Origin of the sequence: Microbulbifer variabilis ATCC 700307 (assembly GCF_000380565.1) — a bacterium.
Lineage (GTDB): Bacteria > Pseudomonadota > Gammaproteobacteria > Pseudomonadales > Cellvibrionaceae > Microbulbifer > Microbulbifer variabilis.
Genome location: NZ_AQYJ01000029.1, coordinates 853,281 through 873,413, shown reverse-complemented (window position 1 = coordinate 873,413; position 20,133 = coordinate 853,281). Strand labels below are relative to the sequence as shown.

General features: G+C 44.2%; 16 protein-coding genes. 13 read left to right on the top strand and 3 right to left on the bottom strand.

Going from position 1 to position 20,133, the window contains the following annotated elements:
• The first annotated feature begins 72 nt into the window (after positions 1-72).
• The 6 genes from G367_RS0122640 (at position 73) to G367_RS26355 (ending at position 5,168) form a co-directional block, all read left to right on the top strand.
• A complete protein-coding gene (locus G367_RS0122640) occupies positions 73-561 on the top strand; it encodes an Hcp family type VI secretion system effector (RefSeq protein WP_020413589.1) in 489 nt (162 codons plus the stop codon).
• A 163-nt stretch (positions 562-724) separates the two neighbouring features.
• Positions 725-2,632, top strand: a complete 1,908-nt coding sequence (locus G367_RS0122635) for a type VI secretion system Vgr family protein (RefSeq protein WP_020413590.1) — start codon at positions 725-727, stop codon at positions 2,630-2,632.
• Positions 2,633-2,648: 16 nt separating this feature from the next.
• Positions 2,649-3,227 (top strand): DUF6931 family protein, encoded by a 579-nt coding sequence (locus G367_RS0122630; RefSeq protein WP_020413591.1) that lies wholly within the window; start codon positions 2,649-2,651, stop codon positions 3,225-3,227.
• A gap of 2 nt (positions 3,228-3,229) precedes the next feature.
• Entirely contained in the window at positions 3,230-3,523 is a 294-nt protein-coding gene (locus G367_RS0122625) for a PAAR domain-containing contractile injection system baseplate protein (protein WP_020413592.1), read from the top strand.
• 181 nt (positions 3,524-3,704) lie between these two features.
• Entirely contained in the window at positions 3,705-4,667 is a 963-nt protein-coding gene (locus G367_RS0122620) for a hypothetical protein (protein ID WP_020415458.1), read from the top strand.
• Positions 4,668-4,937: 270 nt separating this feature from the next.
• Entirely contained in the window at positions 4,938-5,168 is a 231-nt protein-coding gene (locus G367_RS26355; protein ID WP_169337151.1) for a zonular occludens toxin domain-containing protein, read from the top strand.
• Positions 5,169-5,948: 780 nt separating this feature from the next.
• Here the strand turns inward: G367_RS26355 and G367_RS0122605 are convergent.
• Both G367_RS0122605 and G367_RS0122600 read right to left on the bottom strand, forming a co-directional pair.
• The gene (locus G367_RS0122605) at positions 5,949-6,962 is read right to left on the bottom strand and encodes a cytochrome-c peroxidase (protein WP_020415455.1); all 1,014 of its coding nucleotides are present in this window, start codon (positions 6,960-6,962) and stop codon (positions 5,949-5,951) included.
• Between the two features lie 809 nt (positions 6,963-7,771).
• Positions 7,772-9,439 carry an amidohydrolase gene (locus tag G367_RS0122600; protein WP_020415454.1) on the bottom strand — a complete coding sequence of 556 codons (1,668 nt, stop codon included), beginning with the start codon at positions 9,437-9,439 and terminating at the stop codon, positions 7,772-7,774.
• Positions 9,440-9,763: 324 nt separating this feature from the next.
• Between G367_RS0122600 and G367_RS0122595 the strand changes: the two genes are divergently transcribed.
• The 4 genes from G367_RS0122595 (at position 9,764) to G367_RS0122580 (ending at position 12,658) form a co-directional block, all read left to right on the top strand.
• A complete protein-coding gene (locus G367_RS0122595; protein ID WP_020415453.1) occupies positions 9,764-10,210 on the top strand; it encodes a zonular occludens toxin domain-containing protein in 447 nt (148 codons plus the stop codon).
• Between the two features lie 222 nt (positions 10,211-10,432).
• Complete coding sequence (locus tag G367_RS0122590; protein ID WP_157533738.1) at positions 10,433-10,876, top strand: P-loop NTPase family protein; 444 nt, start codon at positions 10,433-10,435, stop codon at positions 10,874-10,876.
• Positions 10,877-11,018: 142 nt separating this feature from the next.
• The gene (locus tag G367_RS0122585; RefSeq protein ID WP_020415451.1) at positions 11,019-11,294 is read left to right on the top strand and encodes a class I SAM-dependent methyltransferase; all 276 of its coding nucleotides are present in this window, start codon (positions 11,019-11,021) and stop codon (positions 11,292-11,294) included.
• A 110-nt stretch (positions 11,295-11,404) separates the two neighbouring features.
• Positions 11,405-12,658, top strand: coding sequence for a tyrosine-type recombinase/integrase (locus tag G367_RS0122580; protein ID WP_020415450.1), 1,254 nt, complete (start codon positions 11,405-11,407; stop codon positions 12,656-12,658).
• A gap of 393 nt (positions 12,659-13,051) precedes the next feature.
• Here G367_RS0122580 and G367_RS24715 read toward each other — a convergent pair whose 3' ends face one another.
• Entirely contained in the window at positions 13,052-13,672 is a 621-nt protein-coding gene (locus G367_RS24715) for a hypothetical protein (RefSeq protein ID WP_020415449.1), read from the bottom strand.
• A gap of 641 nt (positions 13,673-14,313) precedes the next feature.
• Here G367_RS24715 and G367_RS0122570 point away from each other — a divergent pair.
• The 3 genes from G367_RS0122570 to G367_RS0122560 all read left to right on the top strand — a co-directional run bounded on the left by G367_RS0122570 (position 14,314) and on the right by G367_RS0122560 (position 20,116).
• Positions 14,314-14,898 (top strand): DUF6940 family protein, encoded by a 585-nt coding sequence (locus tag G367_RS0122570; protein ID WP_020415448.1) that lies wholly within the window; start codon positions 14,314-14,316, stop codon positions 14,896-14,898.
• 680 nt (positions 14,899-15,578) lie between these two features.
• A complete protein-coding gene (gene ssb, locus G367_RS24710; RefSeq protein WP_020415446.1) occupies positions 15,579-15,932 on the top strand; it encodes a single-stranded DNA-binding protein in 354 nt (117 codons plus the stop codon).
• Between the two features lie 698 nt (positions 15,933-16,630).
• The gene (locus G367_RS0122560; protein ID WP_020415445.1) at positions 16,631-20,116 is read left to right on the top strand and encodes a fascin domain-containing protein; all 3,486 of its coding nucleotides are present in this window, start codon (positions 16,631-16,633) and stop codon (positions 20,114-20,116) included.
• Positions 20,117-20,133 lie beyond the last annotated feature (17 nt).

Below are 20,133 nucleotides of genomic sequence, written 5' to 3'. Positions count from 1 at the left end.
CTGAGCTACCGCTTCATCGCTTTGGTAAAGGATTAACCACCAACATCAAAAGCCAACCAAGAGGGAATCCCCATGGCTATCTACATGAACTTCAATAACAAAGCCACCAAAGGCAACGTCACCGCCAAAGGTTACGAAGACTGGATCGAAGTTGACAGCTTCAACTTTGGTGTTGGCCGTGGTATCACCATGGAAGCTGGTGCTACCTCCAACCGTGAAGCCTCTCGCCCCAGCCTGAGCGAAGTCACTTTCACCAAGCGTATTGACGCTTCTTCCGGTGGTTTGTTCAAGTCTTCTGTCACTGGCGACGAAGGTGTGCCCGTAGAGATTCATGTTGTACAGACCGGCGCCAACTCTGTAGAAAAGTACGCGGTTTACAAGCTGACTGACGTAATCATCTCCTCTTACAGCATTGGTGCTTCTGCCGGCGGTGCTCCTCAGGAGTCCGTATCTCTGAGCTTTGCCAAAATCGAAGCCGAACTCGACCACGCTGATAAGACTAACAAGAACCCGAAGAACATGAAGGTTGGATACGACCTCACCACAGCGACTCCGCTGTAATTGGTTCGACTCTTTTCGGGTTGAACGGTGGCCTGCAGAGTACCTGCGGGCTACCGCCCTCCAGTTCTTTAGCTGAGTGCTTATACGAGCACTGACCTAAAGAACTGCAGATTTCTAAAATCTCATTTCTTATTTGGCACCGTAGGGATAGTTGGGGCTGCCCATGGCTACACTCAATCAAGATAAAAGAATGATTACGGTCGACAGCCCAGTCGGCTCGGATGCTTTGATCGCAACGACCTTACAAGGCGAGGAGCATGTCTCCAAGCTATTCCGCTATGAAGTACAACTTCTTTCTGATGATCACGCTATTGAGCAAAAAGATCTTGTCGGCAAACCAGTAACTGTTTCGATTCACCACTCTGAGACACCACGCCACATTAACGGCTATGTTACCCAGTTCTCCCTTCACGATGTAAACGCCGAAGGCGTGCGTAGTTATAGCGCAATTCTTCAACCTGGCCTGTGGTTCACGAGCCTCGGAGGCTCCAACAGAGTTTTCGAAAAGAAGTCCGCCAAGCAAATTCTCGAAGAAGTGCTCGGTGAATACAGCAAGGTTATCAAACTGACCTTAAAGCTAAATGCCGAATACATCACCCGTGAATACTGTGTACAGTTTGATGAAAGCGACTTTGAATTTATCAATCGCTTAATGGCTGAAGAGGGTATTTCCTACTACTTCAAGCACTCTGAAGGGCAGCATGAGCTTGTACTCTGCGATGATCCTCAAGATTTTTACGACTGTGAAAGTGAAAAAATTGAGTATGACGGAGGCGGTAGCCATCCCACAAAAAACACAGTGAGTAGCTGGAGAAGAAACTTCAACTACCATGGCGGCGGTTTTGAGCTCAAAGATTACAGTGAATTTACTGCTACCAAAGACAATAAGCAGCAAGTTAAAACCACCAGTAAGCTGAATGATGTTTCTAACTACATGCGCGGCTTATATGGCCTGAACCATTTCCAGACTGATGGTGAACACAAACACAAATTTACTGATAGCTACCATAAAGCACTGGCAGAACGTGCTATGGAAGCACAGGAAGCGCTATTTGATGTCAGCCATGGACGTAGTGACTGCCCCTCCTTTACTGCCGGCGGACGTTTTAATTTTGACCACAGCCTGTCGTCAGAAAAGGGGAAGTATCTTATTACGTCTGTGCATGTTTCAGCTGCAGACGGTAACAGTAACGAAACCCACTTCCACAATACCTTCAGCTGTATTCCTTCTGCGGTAATGCCACGCCCACAGCCGAATGTTTCTGCAAAGAAAATACACTCACCACAAGTGGCACGTGTATTGGAAGTAAAAGCAACCGCATCCGACAGTTCTCAGGACCCCTACACCCAACTGAAAGTGAAGTTCCCCTGGAACTCACAACAAAATAGTTGCTGGGTCAGAGTGATGCAGTCTTTTGCCGGAAAAAACTGGGGGGCAAACTTTGTACCCAGGGTAAACCAGGAAGTGGTTGTTACCTACATTAATGGCGACCCGGATAGACCATTGATTACCGGTGCAGTATATAACGGCGATAATCCAGGCCCCAATTACACCGCCACCCAAAGTGGCTGGAAAACCGAGTATGAGGGCAGCACCTTTAACGAGTTGCGCTTTGATGACAAAGGTGGCAACGAAGAAATCTATATGGAAGCCGGTAAGGATCACAACTTTGTTATCCATAATGACCAAACTGGCAAAATAGAAAACAAGCAAACTCTGGAAGTTAAACAGGATCGTAGCATTACCGTAACTGATGGTAGCGAAGTGGTCACCATTGCCAAAGGTGACCAAAAATTGAATGTGGATAAAGGAAACCAGACTGTCACGATTGGTTCAGGCAATCACACACTCAAGATTAGCAAAGGATCGCAAACCACAGATGCTATGGGGGCTATCAAAATATCCTCAAAAGCTTCAATTGAATTAAAGGTTGGGGGCAGTAGTATTAAGCTAACCCCAGCGGGAATCACCATCAAAGGTACAATGCTTTCCTGTAAGGGAGATGCTACAGCTGAAGTTAAAGGCGGCGGCATGCTCACCCTGAAAGGCGGCGTGACTATGATCAACTGATGGGGATTAACTAAGAATGACTGACCTGATCAAAGTACAAGCACTTACCGCAGCGGAACTGCTAAAAAATTTTGAGGTGAGTGAAGAAGCGGAAGAGCACCTGGTGCCCGATACTGCGCCCGAGGTCAGCATTAACCAACTGGTTGACGCGGGTCTTTATCCCGATGCGATCAAACTATTGGCACATGGGCTCCCCAAACGGGAAGCTGTTTGGTGGGCCTGTCTCGCAGCTCGGGATATTCAAAGCCCAGAAACTGATGAAGACAATGTAAATGCATTAGTCGCTGCGGAAAGCTGGGCCAAAAAGCCCAGCGAAGAGACTCGGTTAAAGTGCAAAACCCTGGGCGATAAAACCAAGCACAAAACCCCAGCGAGCTGGGCTGCTACAGCAGCGAGTTGGTGCCATGGAAGTCTGGCGGCGGAAGGTGAGCCTGTGGTTGAGCCGCCAGAACATCTTTATGCACACGCCGTCGCTGGTAGTGTCACTCTCGCTGCAGTTTTATCTGATCCAGTGGATCCCGGCAAAAGATTCGCAAGATACATGAATCAAGGGTTGGATCTGGCACGTGGCGGTAATGGCAGGATAGAGGACTAAATATGGGCAAGCCTGCTTCACGTATTACGGATATGCATGTCTGTCCGATGGTGACAGGTACTGTACCTCACGTCGGCGGGCCGATCCTCAGCCCAGGTGCTCCAACGGTCATTATCGGCGGAATGCCCTCAGCTACGGTTGGCAGTGCCTGTACCTGTGTAGGACCGCCCGATACCGTAGCTATGGGTAGTACTACCGTATTGCTACAAAAGAAGCCTGCTGCCCGCATGGGAGATACAACTGGCCATGGAGGCAAGATCGTAATCGGATGTCCGACAGTTTTGATTGGCGGTTAAGCTTCACGTCATCATTGCTTATCATGGTGTATATATTATGAACCGATTAAACCGTCGACCAAGAGCAAGCAGGGGTGGAAGAAATCCGAAAGAATTATTTATGGGGCAGTGAGATGATCTACTCGCTGCGTGAATGAATTGAAGTTATTAATTAAAAATAAAGGATTGTAGGTAAATAATTATGACAAATTTAATCAGTCGCAGCACCAAGTATGAGGTGAAATTTAATGTGTGGGTCAATGATAGTGAACTGCCCCAGTTTAAAACGAAAGTGAAAACAACATGTGGAAGTTGGCTGGATGACGCGCAGGAAATTTTCGATGTGGCGATACCAACGTGCACCACAGCCCTTGTTCAACCTGATAATGTTTCAGATAGATTTCGTAATTTACTTTCCTACTACTTCGGTCTTCCCTCAGATTGTTCACAAGAAAGATACAGGGCTTGTTTAAATGCGATACTTAGCCGGTTAATGAGAACTAAGTCGGGTCTGTTTAGTGGGGTGGATCTTGCGGATAGGGAACAGATGCCTTACTTGGCAAAAGCTTTGACTTATGCCTCGTGGGCAACGTGTAAGGGAGACCCCACGGAACATTATGCGGGTTTTGTGTGGGAGGACTTTTTAGAAAGTTGGCCCAAAGCTGCCAAACAAGCATATAAGATAAGGAAAACGAAATGGGATCAGAAAAACGGCTGGGTGTCGACTTTATTGGGAGGGCAACTCAATGGGGGGGGGTATGAGAAACCTCTCTATTACCCCATTCACTTGAATTTCAATAAAATTTGGCCAAAAGGTAGGCAATACTGCGTTATCACTCTGATACACGAGGCAACACATAGATTCGCGGAAACAGTGGATCATGCGTACTTCAAGGATGATGGAAGCATTTTGGGGAAATTAGATGAAGCCATCAGGAGCTGTAGTATATTGAAGAACATTTATCTGGAAGAGCTGAAAAATGATAACAATAAAGAAGCTAAAGCAAATGCGCGTGTTGTAGATCAGGCATTAAATCAACTTCGTGGACAAAATCCGGCGGCTAAAACCATGCAACAAATTGGCGAGATGGAAGCGGTTAACAATGCAGACTCGCTGGCATGGTTTGCACATGACGTAGCACTACTTACCTTGGAAATAACTTGAAAGGAAGTATTATGGGTAAGCGAAGTATATCCCCAAGCCTGCTAAGCGAATAAAGAGAAATCCGGGAGGCAGTTCACTAATTGCAAATTGTTGAGGAATTTCATTTCCTAAATTAGGTGTCTCAGTGAACTGTACCTGGTACTCCAAGCGAACCCTAGAAAGGGCGACGGGTTGTTACCAATCGAAAGCATCGATCACGATAAGCTTCCATAACTAAGCTGCTTTCCTCGCGTTATGATCGAATAGCTTTTAATCTATGTTTATCACGATGTGGGGCTAGATGTTGAGAAGAGGGCGGGCCTACAGAAGCAAAGTATTTTTGGGGCGTCAGGCAATGATGTCTTTATCTTTGTCGGTGAGATACAAAACCTCTTCCCATCTGGCCGCGAGAAGCTCAACCCAGAATGGAAGCGCTGCATCAAGCACCGTCACAACGGCCTCGATGTTATCCTCATGGGCCAACCGCCGCGACTATCACAACATGTGGCGCCGGCGCGTTAATGGGGCGATTATCTTCGTCAAGCAATCCGCTGTTGGCCGCGATCATTATTAGGGCTCGACTTGTTGCAGTTGTCTGGGGGAAGATCAAGTGATAGCGCGCGTCGACGATCAATACATCATTGTTCAAAATACTATTTTTCTATTAATTGCAATCTATTGATGCATAATTTATTTTCAAATTCGCCTCGTTCTCCCTGAAACTGCACGCTTTTTATCATCGGCGTGAACATATTCTTTATCAGTAGTACACAGTTTCCCATGTCCTAGGTCTACCGATAGGTCTTTAAGATCTCTATTTTCTGCATCCATTGAGGCACCAGTATGACGAAGCCAATGAGTCGACGTGGCCAGGAGAACTTTCGCATCATCCTCAAAACCATCTCGCGTCATCTCTTCACTAGCTAAATCAAATACCTCTTGAGTAAGTATCGCAATTGTTCGTGCCCGTAATCCTGGATAAAGACATCTGATGACTGAATGCTCAGGTAGTGAACAGTAATTCAATGGAGCTGCCGCAAATCGGTAGCTGAAAACTGTACATCTCCCTATGGATTTCAGTTTTCCGACTTGGTATAGATATTATTAGAGCACTATACATTATCAACTGGTTAGCAATCAGGAAACTGTTTAGTCTGCTAGCTGCTATCTCTGAATGTGGTTGATACACAGAGGCAAGGCTGAATGATTATAAGTTATCAATGAGCTAGTGATTTGAAATCCGTGAGCCTAACCAAAATTAAATAGAGTGAAAGGGCCCCACCCCGAAGGGTGGGAAATAGCTTAATGAGCTTGATGTTCTAAAGCGTTTAGGAAAGTTGCAATATCATCTACTTGTTGTGTGCTTAATTTCTGCCCCAATTGGTACCAAGCCATATCGTAAATTGCTTGCTCAATGGTTTCTACACGCCCGTCGTGGAAGTAAGGAGCGCTTCTGCTTACATCGCGTAGCATTGGAACTTTAAACATCATTTTATCTTTTTCAAGGCCTGTAACTTTATAACGACCTAAATCTTCTTGGTGTGGATATTGGTTGACTAGCCCCATCTTCTGGTACATGTTTCCACCCAAGGTTGCACCATTGTGGCATGTTGAACAACCAGTGTTGATAAAGGTTTGTAAGCCCTTTAACTCACTTTTTGTCATGGCCTGATCATCGCCACTCATAAAATCATCAAAACGATCATTCGTAATCAGGGTGCGCTCAAATGCAGCTATGGCCTGAGCAATATTGTCGTAAGAGATAGCATTTTCTTTACCAAAGGCGTGTTTGAAACTTTCTTGATATTCGGCAATTTTTGAAATCTTTGTCTCAACAGCCTCTTCTGAAGGCATCCCCATCTCTACAGGGTTTAAAATTGGACCTTTGGCCTGTTCCTTCAGGTCCTCTGCGCGACCATCCCAAAATTGAGCCATCTGGAATCCTGAGTTCCAGACCGTTGGAGAGTTTCGATCACCCTTGGTACCAGGTAAAGCTCCCGGTGATGTCGTTTCATTGTCAACGCCCGAACCGTTGTAGTTCCCTACTTGATGGCAGCTGTTACAGGATTGGCTATCATTGACTGAAAGCCGTTTGTCCATGAACAGTGTTTTTCCAAGCTCAACCATAGCTGGGGTGTCATTCTCACTGCCTGGCATAGTTTCTGAGAGAGTGCCGAACATAATTTTTGATTGTTGACGTAATTGATTTATATCAACTTCGGCCGTGGCCGTTGTTGATAGCAAGCTTGCTCCCGCTATCAAGCCGCAAATGATTGAAAGCTTTAGATCTCTTTTCAAAAAAATTTTCTTAATCACTTTGGTATCTCTCCCACTTCTCAAAAAACAATGAAAACTAACCTACTTTTAATCAAAGTTAGGCGGTGCCACTATATAGGGTAGCTCGTTCAGCTGATACCATGATTTAGCAAAAAATTTGTTGATTTTTAGAATATCCAGAATTGTTCACAAAATATTTTTCAAATATTATTCAGAACTTGACCTATACATTGAGTGCACTGGATTTGACGAGATTGAAGTCTTGCTATTTACCTTTAATATTGCAGGGCAATTTCTGAGGTGGCAAGGAAGTGTAGGGTTGAGGGGATACTTATCGGTACCTCCAAAGAGAAATGATTCGCATTTCTGCTAGCCGGTTGGTGGTGTGATATTTTCTCGAACGATAAATGACTCCTTAACTACCTGCGAATGGGCTACAGGGTTTATCGCAACAGTGGACGATAATATCGAGCAAGCGAAAAAAATAGTTCTCCGGAACAGTCCTAACTTAATCATTGTGTACTTTCTCCATAACCAGTAATTGGTCGGCGAGCAGATCCACTGCTTGCTAATCGCTGTTGGCCTTCGTAAGCGGGGCATAAACCCCACTACTCATAAAAGTATGTAATTTGTGTACCGCTTACGTAACAATTACATTTATTCTCGGCAACATATAGAAGAGTATTACTTTTTGTAAGTTATACGAAGTTAAAATAACTGCTCAAAAGATAAGTAGGATACTGAATAATTTTTGGATTTAATGTATGTGGTGATATCTTAAGGGGGGTGTAAAGTAACTGTTATCATTCTATACACGAGACACATAGCCTTTGATGCGGTGACTGTTGTTATAGGTTTTCACGGTGGGTAAATTTTCCGTTAAGAAGAGTCCCAACAACTTTGGCTTCTTCTATCAAGTTGTCCGGTTCAATATCCCTTAGACTCTTTTCGAAAATTGCCATATCTGCATACTTTCCTACTTCTATCGAGCCTATTTTGTCTTCCATGCGCATCTGCCAGGCTGGTGCTACCGTATAGGCATGTAATGCTTGATCAATAGTCAAAGTAGGGCGCCATGGGGGGAATGCTGTTGAACCTTCAATAGATGGCTCTTTGTTAGTCATAGACTGTTGCATCAAATAGATGGGATAAGCACGATCAATGGGGGCTGCTGGTGTATCGCCAGATAAAGAGACATTGTCATACTTATTTGCCAGCTCTTGGTAAGGGCTAAGGGCCTCTTCAATATAATCCCGTGGCATATATTGATAGATCACCTTGCCTTTTAGCCCCGCGTCAAGTTCATTAACAAACATTGGAGTGGCATTAGTGGGAATGTTATTTTTTACGACTTTCTCTCGTGTTTCTAAATCCATCATAGAGATATGGTCAAGGCGATTACGTGCATCTGGGTAGTGTTTTTTTGCTTCTATGATAATTTCCGTAAGTCGTTTGATAAGACGGGCGCCGTCGGCATGTGTAATGACATCCAACCCATTCTTATTGGCTCTGTTTATAACCTCAAAAATTCGATCAGGGGTGACACCATACTTACCCCATGTAGGTGCATCATCTTTGTTCTCCGGTAAGTAGGGAACGAGTTGAGTGGCTCCGCGTTGATTCCAAGCTAGCTCAGGATGAATTTTAACCTTATCAACACGCACCATATCATCGTTATAGAGTGACTTCATTTCTAAAGTAAAATCAACAAATTCCTGAGGATCTGCATCTGGAAGTTTAAACATTGGCATCACGTTAAGACGCATCTGGGCTTCACCGCGATCTGCTCGCCGTTTCAAAATAGCCATGATTTCACGCATGTCTTCCATTGATAGTTCTGAACTGACAGCTGCCGCAGGTGTTACCAATCCAGGGACCATGGCTGTGGTGACTCCCTGCTTGGCAAGGAAACCTTGTAGTTTATCTATAGATTCAGGAACCATTTTTTCGGGTTGCCAGGCCCCAATTTTGATAAATGCATCGAAGAAAATGACCTCAATTCCCAAGCCGGTGATATTATTTTCTTTATCTCGCTCCCAAAACATTACACCGGGCTGAATGTCCGGGGTATTGTTATCAATCCCGGCTGCTCTAAGTGCTAGTGTGTTTAGTCCAGCATCGTGAACAGCATTTCCAATAGCAATGGTTGGCCGGCCAAGGTTCCATTTATCGAGATCCTTAGCCCTTGGCCCCCTGGCACCTATATTCGCTGGCATCCACCCAAATCCAATGAGAGGACCCTTTTCGTTGGGGTTTTCTTCGACATAATCTTTCAATATCCGACCAATGTCATCTACTGAGCGGGCGGCACTTAAGTCTACTCCCATAGTGGTCCATGCAGAAGCAACAACGTGACTGTGAGACTCAATAAAGCCAGGAGTGACATACTTTCCATTGAGGGCGACTACATCCGTCTTATCACCAATGTATTTTTTGGCGCCTTTATCATTCCCTACATAAATAATTTTCCCATTAAGTATGGCGACTGCTGTTGCTTTAGGCTGATTGGGGTTCATTGTCTCTATTATACCTCCAGTTAAGACCCGATCAGCTTTCTCTGAGTCGGTTGTGAAGGAGGATAGTAAAACAACACAAAGTGTTAGGCTTAGCAGGTAAAGTATATTCATGATAAATATGTGATTGATGTGGTCAGAGATGAATTCTAATTTTTTTAGATTATCTTCAGTTGTTTTATAATAGGGTAAAAGTCTATTTTTGCCTTAGAAAACCGCTGAATAATTCCGAACCAATATGCTTTTGGATTAACTTTGAACGGCCCAATTTCCAACGAGACAAAGACAGCAATCTTTAGGGTGTCAATACTATTAAGAACACGTAGATTGTTTTACGTAATCTGTGAAGCCCTGGACGTAGACATTCCCCAGGATGAAGAGCTTATCTATATCGATACCCAGGGCAACGACAAAGCAAAACAACACCTCGCGCGCTGGTTCCACTGGACCCCCTTCGATGCGCTGCTTGTCCTGGACGAATGTCAAACCATCTACAGGGAAGGGCGGGGCGGTTTTAATCCCGACTCTGTGACCATCCACCCTAGCGATAATGTTCCGCCGGTTACCTGGACCGACTCCGACGGCAACACCAAACACATCGAGCGCCCCAGTACTTTATGGGAAGCCTTCGAACGTCACCGGCACTTTAACTGGGATGTGTTCTTGGTCTCGCCAAACATCGGCAAGATCCATAAGGAGCTGCGCCTCAATACTGAGTTTGCATTCCGTCACCGCAACATGACTGGCGTTTTGCCCTGGAAGTTCAGGCCCTGATGGAAGGAGATAAAGCATGACCCAGAGAACAACGGCAAAGCCGTTTCTCACCTCATCCAGGCGAAGGAATACAGAGCAAACCCCAAAATCTGGAAGTGCTACAAGTCCACAGAAACCGGGGATCACCGGGAATCTGCGGTTGCATTTAAAGCGCTTAAGAGCCCAAAGCTCCTCTTTATGCTCGCAGTCTGCCTACTTAGCTTCATGTACTTTGGAGCTTCTGTGGTCGATCTGCTTGAAGATCGCCAAGCCAGTAAAGAGCCTGTTCAAGTTCCTGTGGCGCAAAGTCCTGCGCCGAATCCTGATGTTCCTAGCGGTGATGGTGTGCGCAATGTTCCTAGTTCGGGGGCTCTTGTTCATAACGGTGCAATCGTCCGTCTAGCGCATCAGCTTCAGTTCGAATTAACCCGTATCACTGGCCACACAACGCGCGGCGAGCACGATGATTATCTCTTTGAAGCTACCGACGGGAGTGACGATTACACCGTGACATCGCAAGAGCTTCGAGAGCTTGGTTTTACCGTGCAGCCCATTAACAGCTGCATGGTTCGCATCATCGTTGGCACAGAGTCTTTGATTGTTCTGTGTCGCAAGGTAGAGCCCGAACCCATCACAGATCCCTTCGCGTATCCGCCACAACCTGAACAGCTATTGGCAGGAGGCTAGCGCATGAGCGTAGCGAGAGCCCGCAGCGAGCGAAGAGCTAGCCGGATGACAATAGCTGCTCGTGAGGCTTTGTAGTACATGCGCAGGGATAGGCATAGACAGGCAATGGAGACTTTGCGACGGATGTGCAGGAGCTGGAATCTTGGTTGATAACCCAGCGCCGTTTGATCTGCACTTAACCATTTTTGCTAACGAGGTTCAGCCGCTCCGCGACTTCCTCGCGAGCATAAACACTGACCTGGTTAACCTAACAACCAGGGACTTAAAACAGACAGAGAGCATCATGGGAGCACTACAGGAAATCATCGGAGAGCTTGACCAGATCACGGCTCGGTACGAACACCGCGATCAATCGTTCGGAAAACAGGGTCAGACTTGGTTATCGGAAATAGCTGCCAAGAAAAAATTGAAAACATGAGGGGGATCAATGGGTTGCGTTAATTCCGATATTTGTGAATATCGGAATATTTATATTTGAGTGTTTTCCACGTATAATTGGCCGCATTCCAACAACAATTTAAAGCTTCTATGTCTGCCACCAACCAGCCGCCTGCGCCAATCATCGACAACCTCAGCAATCTTGAGAATCCATTTCGCTACACGAGCTTTTCATCGAGCCAGTATATTAGCAAGCAGATTCCCGGCGCTGACACTGATCTGGAATTCGCGCTGAAGTTTCTCTACAGCTATAACGGCAGCCAAGCAACATTTAACAGTTACCGCCGAGAGATCGAACGATTGCTGCAATGGGCGTGGCGCGTAGAGGAAATTTCGATTATGACGCTGAAGCGTGAACACATTGAGGATTTTGTACAGTTTTGCATTGAACCGCCGATTGCTTGGATCGGTACTAAGAATGTAGCAAGGTTTAAAACCAGAAATGGTCAGCGCTTTGTGAATGCAGACTGGCGACCATTTGTGGTCAATGTTTCCAAGGTTGAGTTTCGAGCTGGCAAAACGCCTTCACCCAAAGACTTTCGTCCGTCCCAGGCTGCTATCAAGTGTATTTTTACCGCATTATCATCCTTGTTTGATTTCCTTTATCAGGAAGGCTTGGTCCCAGCCAACCCCGTAGCTCTCATCCGACAGAAAAGTAAGTTTGTGCGGCGCCAACAGCAAAACCAAGTCGTACGACGTATCAGTAATCTGCAATGGGATTATGTACTGGAAACGGCCGAAGTCATGGCTGAAATGTCACCTGGTGACCATGAACGTACATTGTTTATTATGAACGCCCTATTCGCCATGTACCTGCGAATCTCGGAATTGGTTGCCGATGAAAGGTCTGCACCTGTTATGGGCGATTTCAAGAAAGATCGCGACGGAAACTGGTGGTTCCATGTCACAGGTAAAGGTAACAAAGGGCGAGCAATCACTGTTTGCGATCAAATGTTGAATGCACTGAAACGCTATAGAATCCACTTACAACTGCCTGCTTTGCCGAGTATCAACGAGCAAACACCCTTGTTACAAAAGTCCCGCGGCAAGGGACCTGTTACCAGCACCCGACAAGTACGGATCATCGTACAGAGCTGTTTTGATGCTGCCTACCAGAGGATGGTTGAAGAAGGTTTGGGAGAAGACGCTGAGGACTTAAAAGCGGCAACAGTGCACTGGTTAAGGCATACCGGCATCTCAGAGGATGTAAAATACCGGCCCCGTGAGCATGTCCGTGATGACGCTGGCCACGCCAGTATGGCCACCACTGATCGGTATATTGATTCAGATATGCGTGAGCGGCACGAGAGTGGACGAACTAAACGAGTAAAGGAAGTGCGGTAGTAATACCGCCGCCCTACTCTACCGGCAAGCTTCCATTTTAAATGACAGTCTTAATTATCGTAACCCAAAGTTGATCTGACATTTGGTAGTTTTCAGAAGGTGTTCTGTCAGTTCAAGGTCAAGTAATGTGATTTATTCGGCAGAAGGCGTCAAGCCAATCAGTAGTAATTAGTTTAGCTTTAGGCGATAGTATCGAATTCACACCTTTCCAGCTATTAGCTACTAATACAAGCTCCTGCTATCTACAGACGGTATATCGCCAAACATTCCTTGTTCGGCGCTCCAACCACCCGCTACCAATAATAGGGTTTTGTCAGAAAATTTCTACATCTGCATTATCACTAACTAAGTGATCAGTATATTAACCATACTCTTTTTCCAAAATGGAGCAAGTTAAATAGCTGGTGTGCGGTTGAGTTGCTGAATACTGGCAAGCAGTCCAGCGGCATGAATCCCGCGGCCTCGTGCAGCATTGGCCGCATTAGGGTCAGCTCGAGGTGGAGCGTAAGTCAAATTGGTCCACCCGTATAAACGGATTACGGAAGCAACTTTTTGCATAATGGCATTTCTCAAGCAGAGTTCGAGCTCTCCATTGGAAAATCCGATGCCCATATTCAAGGATCGAGATGTCCCTGAAAAATCCGCGTTTGGCTTACCGTTGAACCTAATAGTGAAACCACAAAAATCATCTTCCGACGATGCTAAGCGATTGTTTTGAGCCATAATGACACGAGCTAACTGTTGATGGCTCGTATTACCGCTACCTCTTCCTCCATGTACAATTGGAGCGACATTATGAGTGCCGACGAATTGAGGAAAAATATCATGCTTTATAGGTGTTCTCGTGTTGTAGTGCGGGTTAGTCCCGGCTGCGCCACATAAATCAATGATTCCAGTTGTGATTTCCATCACACCCGTATATGCGTAATTCAACTGTACAATCGCTAAATTACTGAGTGCAGACGGGCTTAACCTAACTGAGAACGGGTAACTTCTCAAATAGCCTCTTGCCATAAGGCGAAAACTCCTAAGATACAAAGCAGTAGTCAACTAATAGCAGCCCAAAACTGCTATCACACACAACCTTGTAAGACAATCCTTGTGGTACTCCATTTTGTAAGTACCGTTATTATTCAATTGCAATCCATTTTTATTCAAATCCATTGCAATGAGGCGATCGTACCGCCATGAAAAAAAAAGTCAATGCGATTGTAACTTTTTGCTTTGATGGAAGTCACATATCACAAACCTTTGATACTAGAAACGTCCTCATTGTCTATAATTTACTCTATCTATTCTGTTGATGACGCTCTAGGGCGTTTAGCTATTACTAACATGTGTGAGATAGCCCTGAAGCAGAATTCACACTTCTGCCATGCTGTTGAGAAAATTTGTCTCAAACTTATACGACAGTTACCATAAAAAACAAAAACAAAAACAAAAACAAAAACAGATATAGAGCTAAATTCGTGCAAAAGAAAAAGTAATTGTAAATATATTAGTTATCGCAATGTATAGTGTCGCTAAGAGATCAACACCTGCTGTCAAGTTAGGTCATTCGGCTTTTCATGATTAAGAAAGATAATTGCTGGAACAATGCAAAATGCAAGTAAATTTTTGTTTACTTTTTGTGAGCAAAGTCAGTGGTAAGTAATATGTGGAATCTAAGTAAATCTAAGGTAAGTAATGGGTATCACTTTACTATTAATAATAATCGAGAGGCTGTTACATTTTATGAGGCGCTGAAGTACCTTCGGGATAACGCGAAATTTAGGAACTTTTTAATCTCTTCGCTTCAGGCGATTCCATATCAGGCGTATAGATGGGAGACACCAGGATTTACCAAGAAATCACTGCAAGGAATATTTGAGTTTGTCGTTTTAGATGCGCCATCTTTAGATCAAACACCCAACTCAAGCCCTTTCGAGGCATATATTCGTGATACTTCAAAGTCCGTTGTTTGGTTTCAAAATCTTGGCAAAGATGCCACTATTGTAGTGCCTTCAAATCAAGAAACCGCTGTAAATTATTGTCATTTAGCCTCCTTTACCAATACAGCACCCAGTAGGCAGCAGCATGAACTTTGGAGTACAGTTGGTGGCTTAGGTCTAAAGCTAGCTTCGAATAATCCTGTTTGGTTAAGCACAGCGGGCGGAGGTGTTGCATGGTTACACATTCGTTTCGATAGTAGGCCAAAATATTATCATTATACAGAGTTCAGAAAGCCGCCCAATAAATAGATTAGTTTAGCCTAAACCTGACGCATATCCTTGAAACGCCACAGGTTGAACATTATTAGATTGAGTGCGCTTAGCACTTAACTTCATAATTCGCGTTTTCGCTTTTGGCGTATAGCGACACTTAGTTAGCAATTACTGCGAATGCCGGTTTCATCGCTGCAGTAAACTTCTGCGTTTCTGTTACATACATTCTTTGCATAGAGCAAATACTCAGTTTGCTCAATTCTCTAATCTGCCAACGTAAATAAAATAACGTCAGATATGCAAGAAGCTGTGATCCAGCAATCAGCATCAATCGTAAATATAAAATAATTATCTTTTGCGCTATCCCCTTGAGAAAACAACATTAATTTGAACAAAAACAGGAAGCAACAGCAGACAAGGCCGGAAAATAAACAAGTCACTATATTATTCACAAAACTCAACATACTCTCTTACCAGGAGCAAAAATGATAATAATAAAGTCATACCACAAAAATATATCCAAAAAGAACTTAGAGAAAAATAATACCCCCTCAAAAAATAAAAACTTCCCCACTGAAAAGAACTCCAATGAAGACCGCAAATCAAGCAGGCAACAAAAGCCTAATAAAAGTGACAACCCGACACCAGAATAGCTATACACCTCCTACTATTTGCACCTTAAGCTATTAATTAAAATTCTGGCACGGACTAAAATTATGGCATATCGCCGCTCAAAAAATAGAATATTCTTAATCGGCAGGGTAACAATTGACTTTGAGAAGATCGCCTCAAAAAAAACTGCAATAGCATTCAATGTCACTACCAGTGAAACTTGGTCTGACCGCCAATCCGGAAAAGCACAAGAAAAGACAGAAACACATCACTGTATTGCGTATGGAAACAAGGCTGAATATCTGCTTAATTATGGGCGCAAAGGCTCGCTGATTGATCTAGAAGGAAAGCTGCAGCATCGAATGAGAAAAGATCAGCAAGGCAACGATCGTACTACTGCGGAAATTGTAATTAAGGATGTGCAAATTATTGATGATTGGAAAATTGAGAACTGTTAGTTAAATTTAACCCCTTATAACCTTCTTGATAGAGCATGCAGATATCATTCCCTTGAGTAGTTCCGGCATCAGTATGAAAAGTAGTTTCAATAAAATGACCACCCTACTCTACTGTACATCCAGGTTTTATTATAAGTCACTATAAATTTCGCCCCTTCATTAAAGCACCAAAACAGGAATATGAGAAAAACTTATGGGCAGTGGTTACTTCGCATGCTTATACTACTGAGTACATCTACTGTACTTGAGTAAGACCAATTTAGGTACTAGCCCCTTGGCACCCCACATCTTAGTTGCGACAGTCATGCCTCTACTAATTAGGTTAAATTAGATAAACCATTTGCACGAGCCCCTCGAAGTCATTTTCTCAACACAGAAGCCCACAAATATTACGAAATAGTTAACGCTATATTTCATGAGACTGTAGAAACAACTTTTAAGAGCTTCGTGAGATCAGTTTCTCACTATACGCCATCTCTGTTTGACCCGATCAACAACAAGGTCTTACATTGCTGAACGAATTTTGAAGTTCGAACAGCCAGCATCCATTATTTCTTTTAGTCAATAATAATTTAATATGCGGCATCACATGAAACTTATAGGACCCCCTAAATTATATGATTAATTTTTAACGAAATATGTTCTTCCTCCAAAGAGTTACTTCTATTTGGTCAAAAAAAATAATATAGGACTTGATCATGAAGCTCAAAAAAATAGGTGTATGTATCGCACTTATGTTTGTTCTAATCTTACCAGCATACGCCCATGCAGGATTGTGGGACAAATTTACAACCTGGGTTGTTGATACTTGGGACACTGTTGAAGTGAGAGTTGAAGAGGTTATTGAGGATATAGTTACAACGGTAGAGGATGGTGTAACGGCAGCAATTGGTTTCTTTGTAGATACCGGTGAGTGGATATACGATGGACTAACGACCGTGGTTGAAGGTTCACTTAATTTCTTCTACGGCGTTGCCGATGGTACAGTCACGGCATTAAATTACTTCGGCCTGAATCTCGATATATCGGACTGGTTCACCACGGGGGGGCAGAATTCCGAGGACGGTGCGCGGCAGTGGAGCCTTACAGACTATGATACTTCCTCGCATCCTGCATATTTAAATGCCTTCCGTGATCGGCAGGTAGCTTATATCGAACGCGTTCTTGATTCAGCCAAAGCCGAACCTAATAACGATCATTATGTACTCAGGGCTTATTTTGATTTACCACTGGATAAAGAGGCTCTGGCTCGGGGGCTGACCGATCTTTTTACACCAGGAAAGCACGCTTACAAAAACCCTGATATGCGCCTGATAGAATATATTAGGCTATTGGCGGAGAGTGATGAGTACGATGATATTATCCTGAGTGAAATTATCAAACTACCTTATTGGCAGGATGAAGATACTGAAGGAAAGCGAGTTTACACTTCTGAAAACCACGTACTTATGTGGCTATCTTCCAGCTGGTTACTATCTGAAATGGAAGGTTGGGATATAGGTGGTGGGCCCGAAAAACTAAGGGAGCGTCTCGTACGTTATCTGGAGGTTAAAAAGCAGTTTGGAGTATATGAGTCCACTTCAAATGTCTATAGCCCATTTTCCCTGACAGCATTATTAAATTTATACGACTATGCCCAGGATACAGAGATTAAAATCCTGGCTGGACAGGTTGCCCTTATTTTTCTTAATGATATCGCTATGGTCACCAACGATCTTGGTGCTGCTATAGCCGTCGATTCCAGGACCTATGAGGGTGTTCACCAAGATCTTAACTTCTTGAATAATAAGTTCGCACGATATACCGCTTTGATTACTGGCAAAGGTCCACAAGATTTTACGGGTAGTACCCATATGGATATTTTTGCCATGACTACACTTGATGTAAGCAGTGTTGCCTATAATCGCCTTGAAAAACTGAATGGTGAGATTAACATAAGCTATTCTTCAGGCCATCCTATCTCTGAAGTTGATACCGTATGGGCTGGGTTGGACCTCCAAGATAAGTTGATTTTCTCTCAATCTGCCGGCGCCTATGCCCATCCAGAACTCATTGATGAGATGCTGGAATATTACCTGAATCCACTTGCCGGTCTGAACTTCTTTTTGGAAGATTTGATTGTGGAGTCTAACCTGGCAGATGACGTAGTCGACATGTCAGGTGTTCTTCTTACTGAAACCAGTGCACCTTTCACCACAAGCTCAGTTATTTCAGAAAAAACCATGGATCTGTATCGCCATGGCAATGTGCAATTATCCTCATACCAGGATTTCCATGCGGGGAATGCAGGTTGGCAGCAGCTGCCCTGGATAGCAACAACCGGTACCCTACCGGTTTATACTCGGTCAGGTGCGGAATACGGAGGCTGGAAGGCTGGTGGCCAGGAGCAAATGAACACGCACTTACCCTATATAAAGCAAAATGAGAATGTAGCCCTGGTTTTGTATAAACCTGCGATGGAGCTGCGCTTTATGGATGGTGTTAACAGAGCAACGGACTTTTTACCTGTAGATGACTTTCTAACTGCACCAGTAAATTTGCATTGGCCAACGGAGCAATTCGATGAAACAACCAGTTTCCAGAACTGGCTGTTTGCACGTGAGGGTGATGGTTATGTGGCTGTTTATCGTCACTGCCTGGATACCAAAACCTTTATTCGTAATGAGGAGGTTGTAGAAATTTACAGCTGTAGTGCTGATGAACAAGTCTGGGCAACAGTTGTTGGTAATACCCAGACTCACGAAAGCTTTAGTAATTTCATTTTCACTGTTTCGCAAGCCAAGATCAAAAGCAAATGGTACTGGAGCTGGGCAGAGACCCGCCATGTATGGGAGACAACTTTAGAGGTCGATGGAAAGACCTTAAGTTTTGGCTGGGAAGCAAACGTAGATGATTTGACTGATAGAGAAATGTGGGAACTGGCCAGTGCTAATAACACATCTACTATCGAAATGGCTTCGGTGAGTGGATTCCAGGTCAATAATGTAACAGACACAGAAACTAATACGGGTCATGGTAACTGCGAGAGTTCATACGATGTGCTTTTACATCAAAATGTAAGCTTTAACGGTTTTGATCCAACAATATTACGTATGGCAGAGGCCGATAACGGTGAATGCTATCTGATTAACGTAGAAGACCAGTCACAAGATATGGAATTGATCCATGAAGGTGAAAAGGTCGATGTAGTGCGTTTTACTAACCGGCGCTTTGTTGGTGGTGAGGCTGATAAGGCTAACGGAATAAATCACGAATGGACCACTATAGAGTTGGACTTCAGTTATGAAAACCCTGTGGTGTTTGCTTCAGTCATTGGTATTGCCGGCACTGACCCGATAACAACTGAGATTCGCAATATCACTTCAACCAGCTTCGATGTGCGTGTTGCAGAGTTTGCCTGGAACGACGGCATCCATACATCGGAAGTGGTGCATTATGTGGTGATGGAGGCTGGTAGTTACTCAATTGCCAATGGATTGAAGCTTCATATTGGCGCTGTTGCACTGGAAGATAATTTGAGTGGCTCCCCGGACTTTGAAACTGTCGGGGTCGACTTACAGGATTACTTACTGATCAGCCAAGTACAAGGTAGTGACAGGGATGAAACACTAAGCACACGTGTCAGAAATAAGAAAACTGGCACATTTGAAATGAGCCTGATGGTACAGGAGGCAAACAGTAATAAAGAGGAAACTATAAAGGCAGTTGTAGGTTATATGGCTGTCGGAAAGCCCCCAGTTAAATCCTTAAAAGTGGCACTTAAAGGAGCCCATGGGAAGTATCTTGGCGCGGCAGGTAATGGAGGTAATGGAAAAACAGCCAACGCCAATGCCTCAGTAATTGGTAGCCATGAGACTATTGTCCTTACAGGAAATAGCCTGCAACAGGGTTGCCTGATTGACGGGGATGAAGTGTGGCTGCAAAGCACCGATGGTTATTATTACAGTGCCCAACAAAGTGGTGCTTTAGATGTCGATAGAACCGCTCGGTACAGCTGGGAAACATTTAAGTTGATCAATCACTCAGACAATTCGGGCTGTTTACAAAATGGTGACGTAATTTCCTTATACAACCCGGAACATGGTAACTATATCGTTGCGGAATCAGATGGCCGGGCTAATGCGAATCGGAAAGCATTAGGTTCCTGGGAGAAATTTGTTGTTTACGACCTAAACGGTAACTAACAAGCACCAAGCGGGCA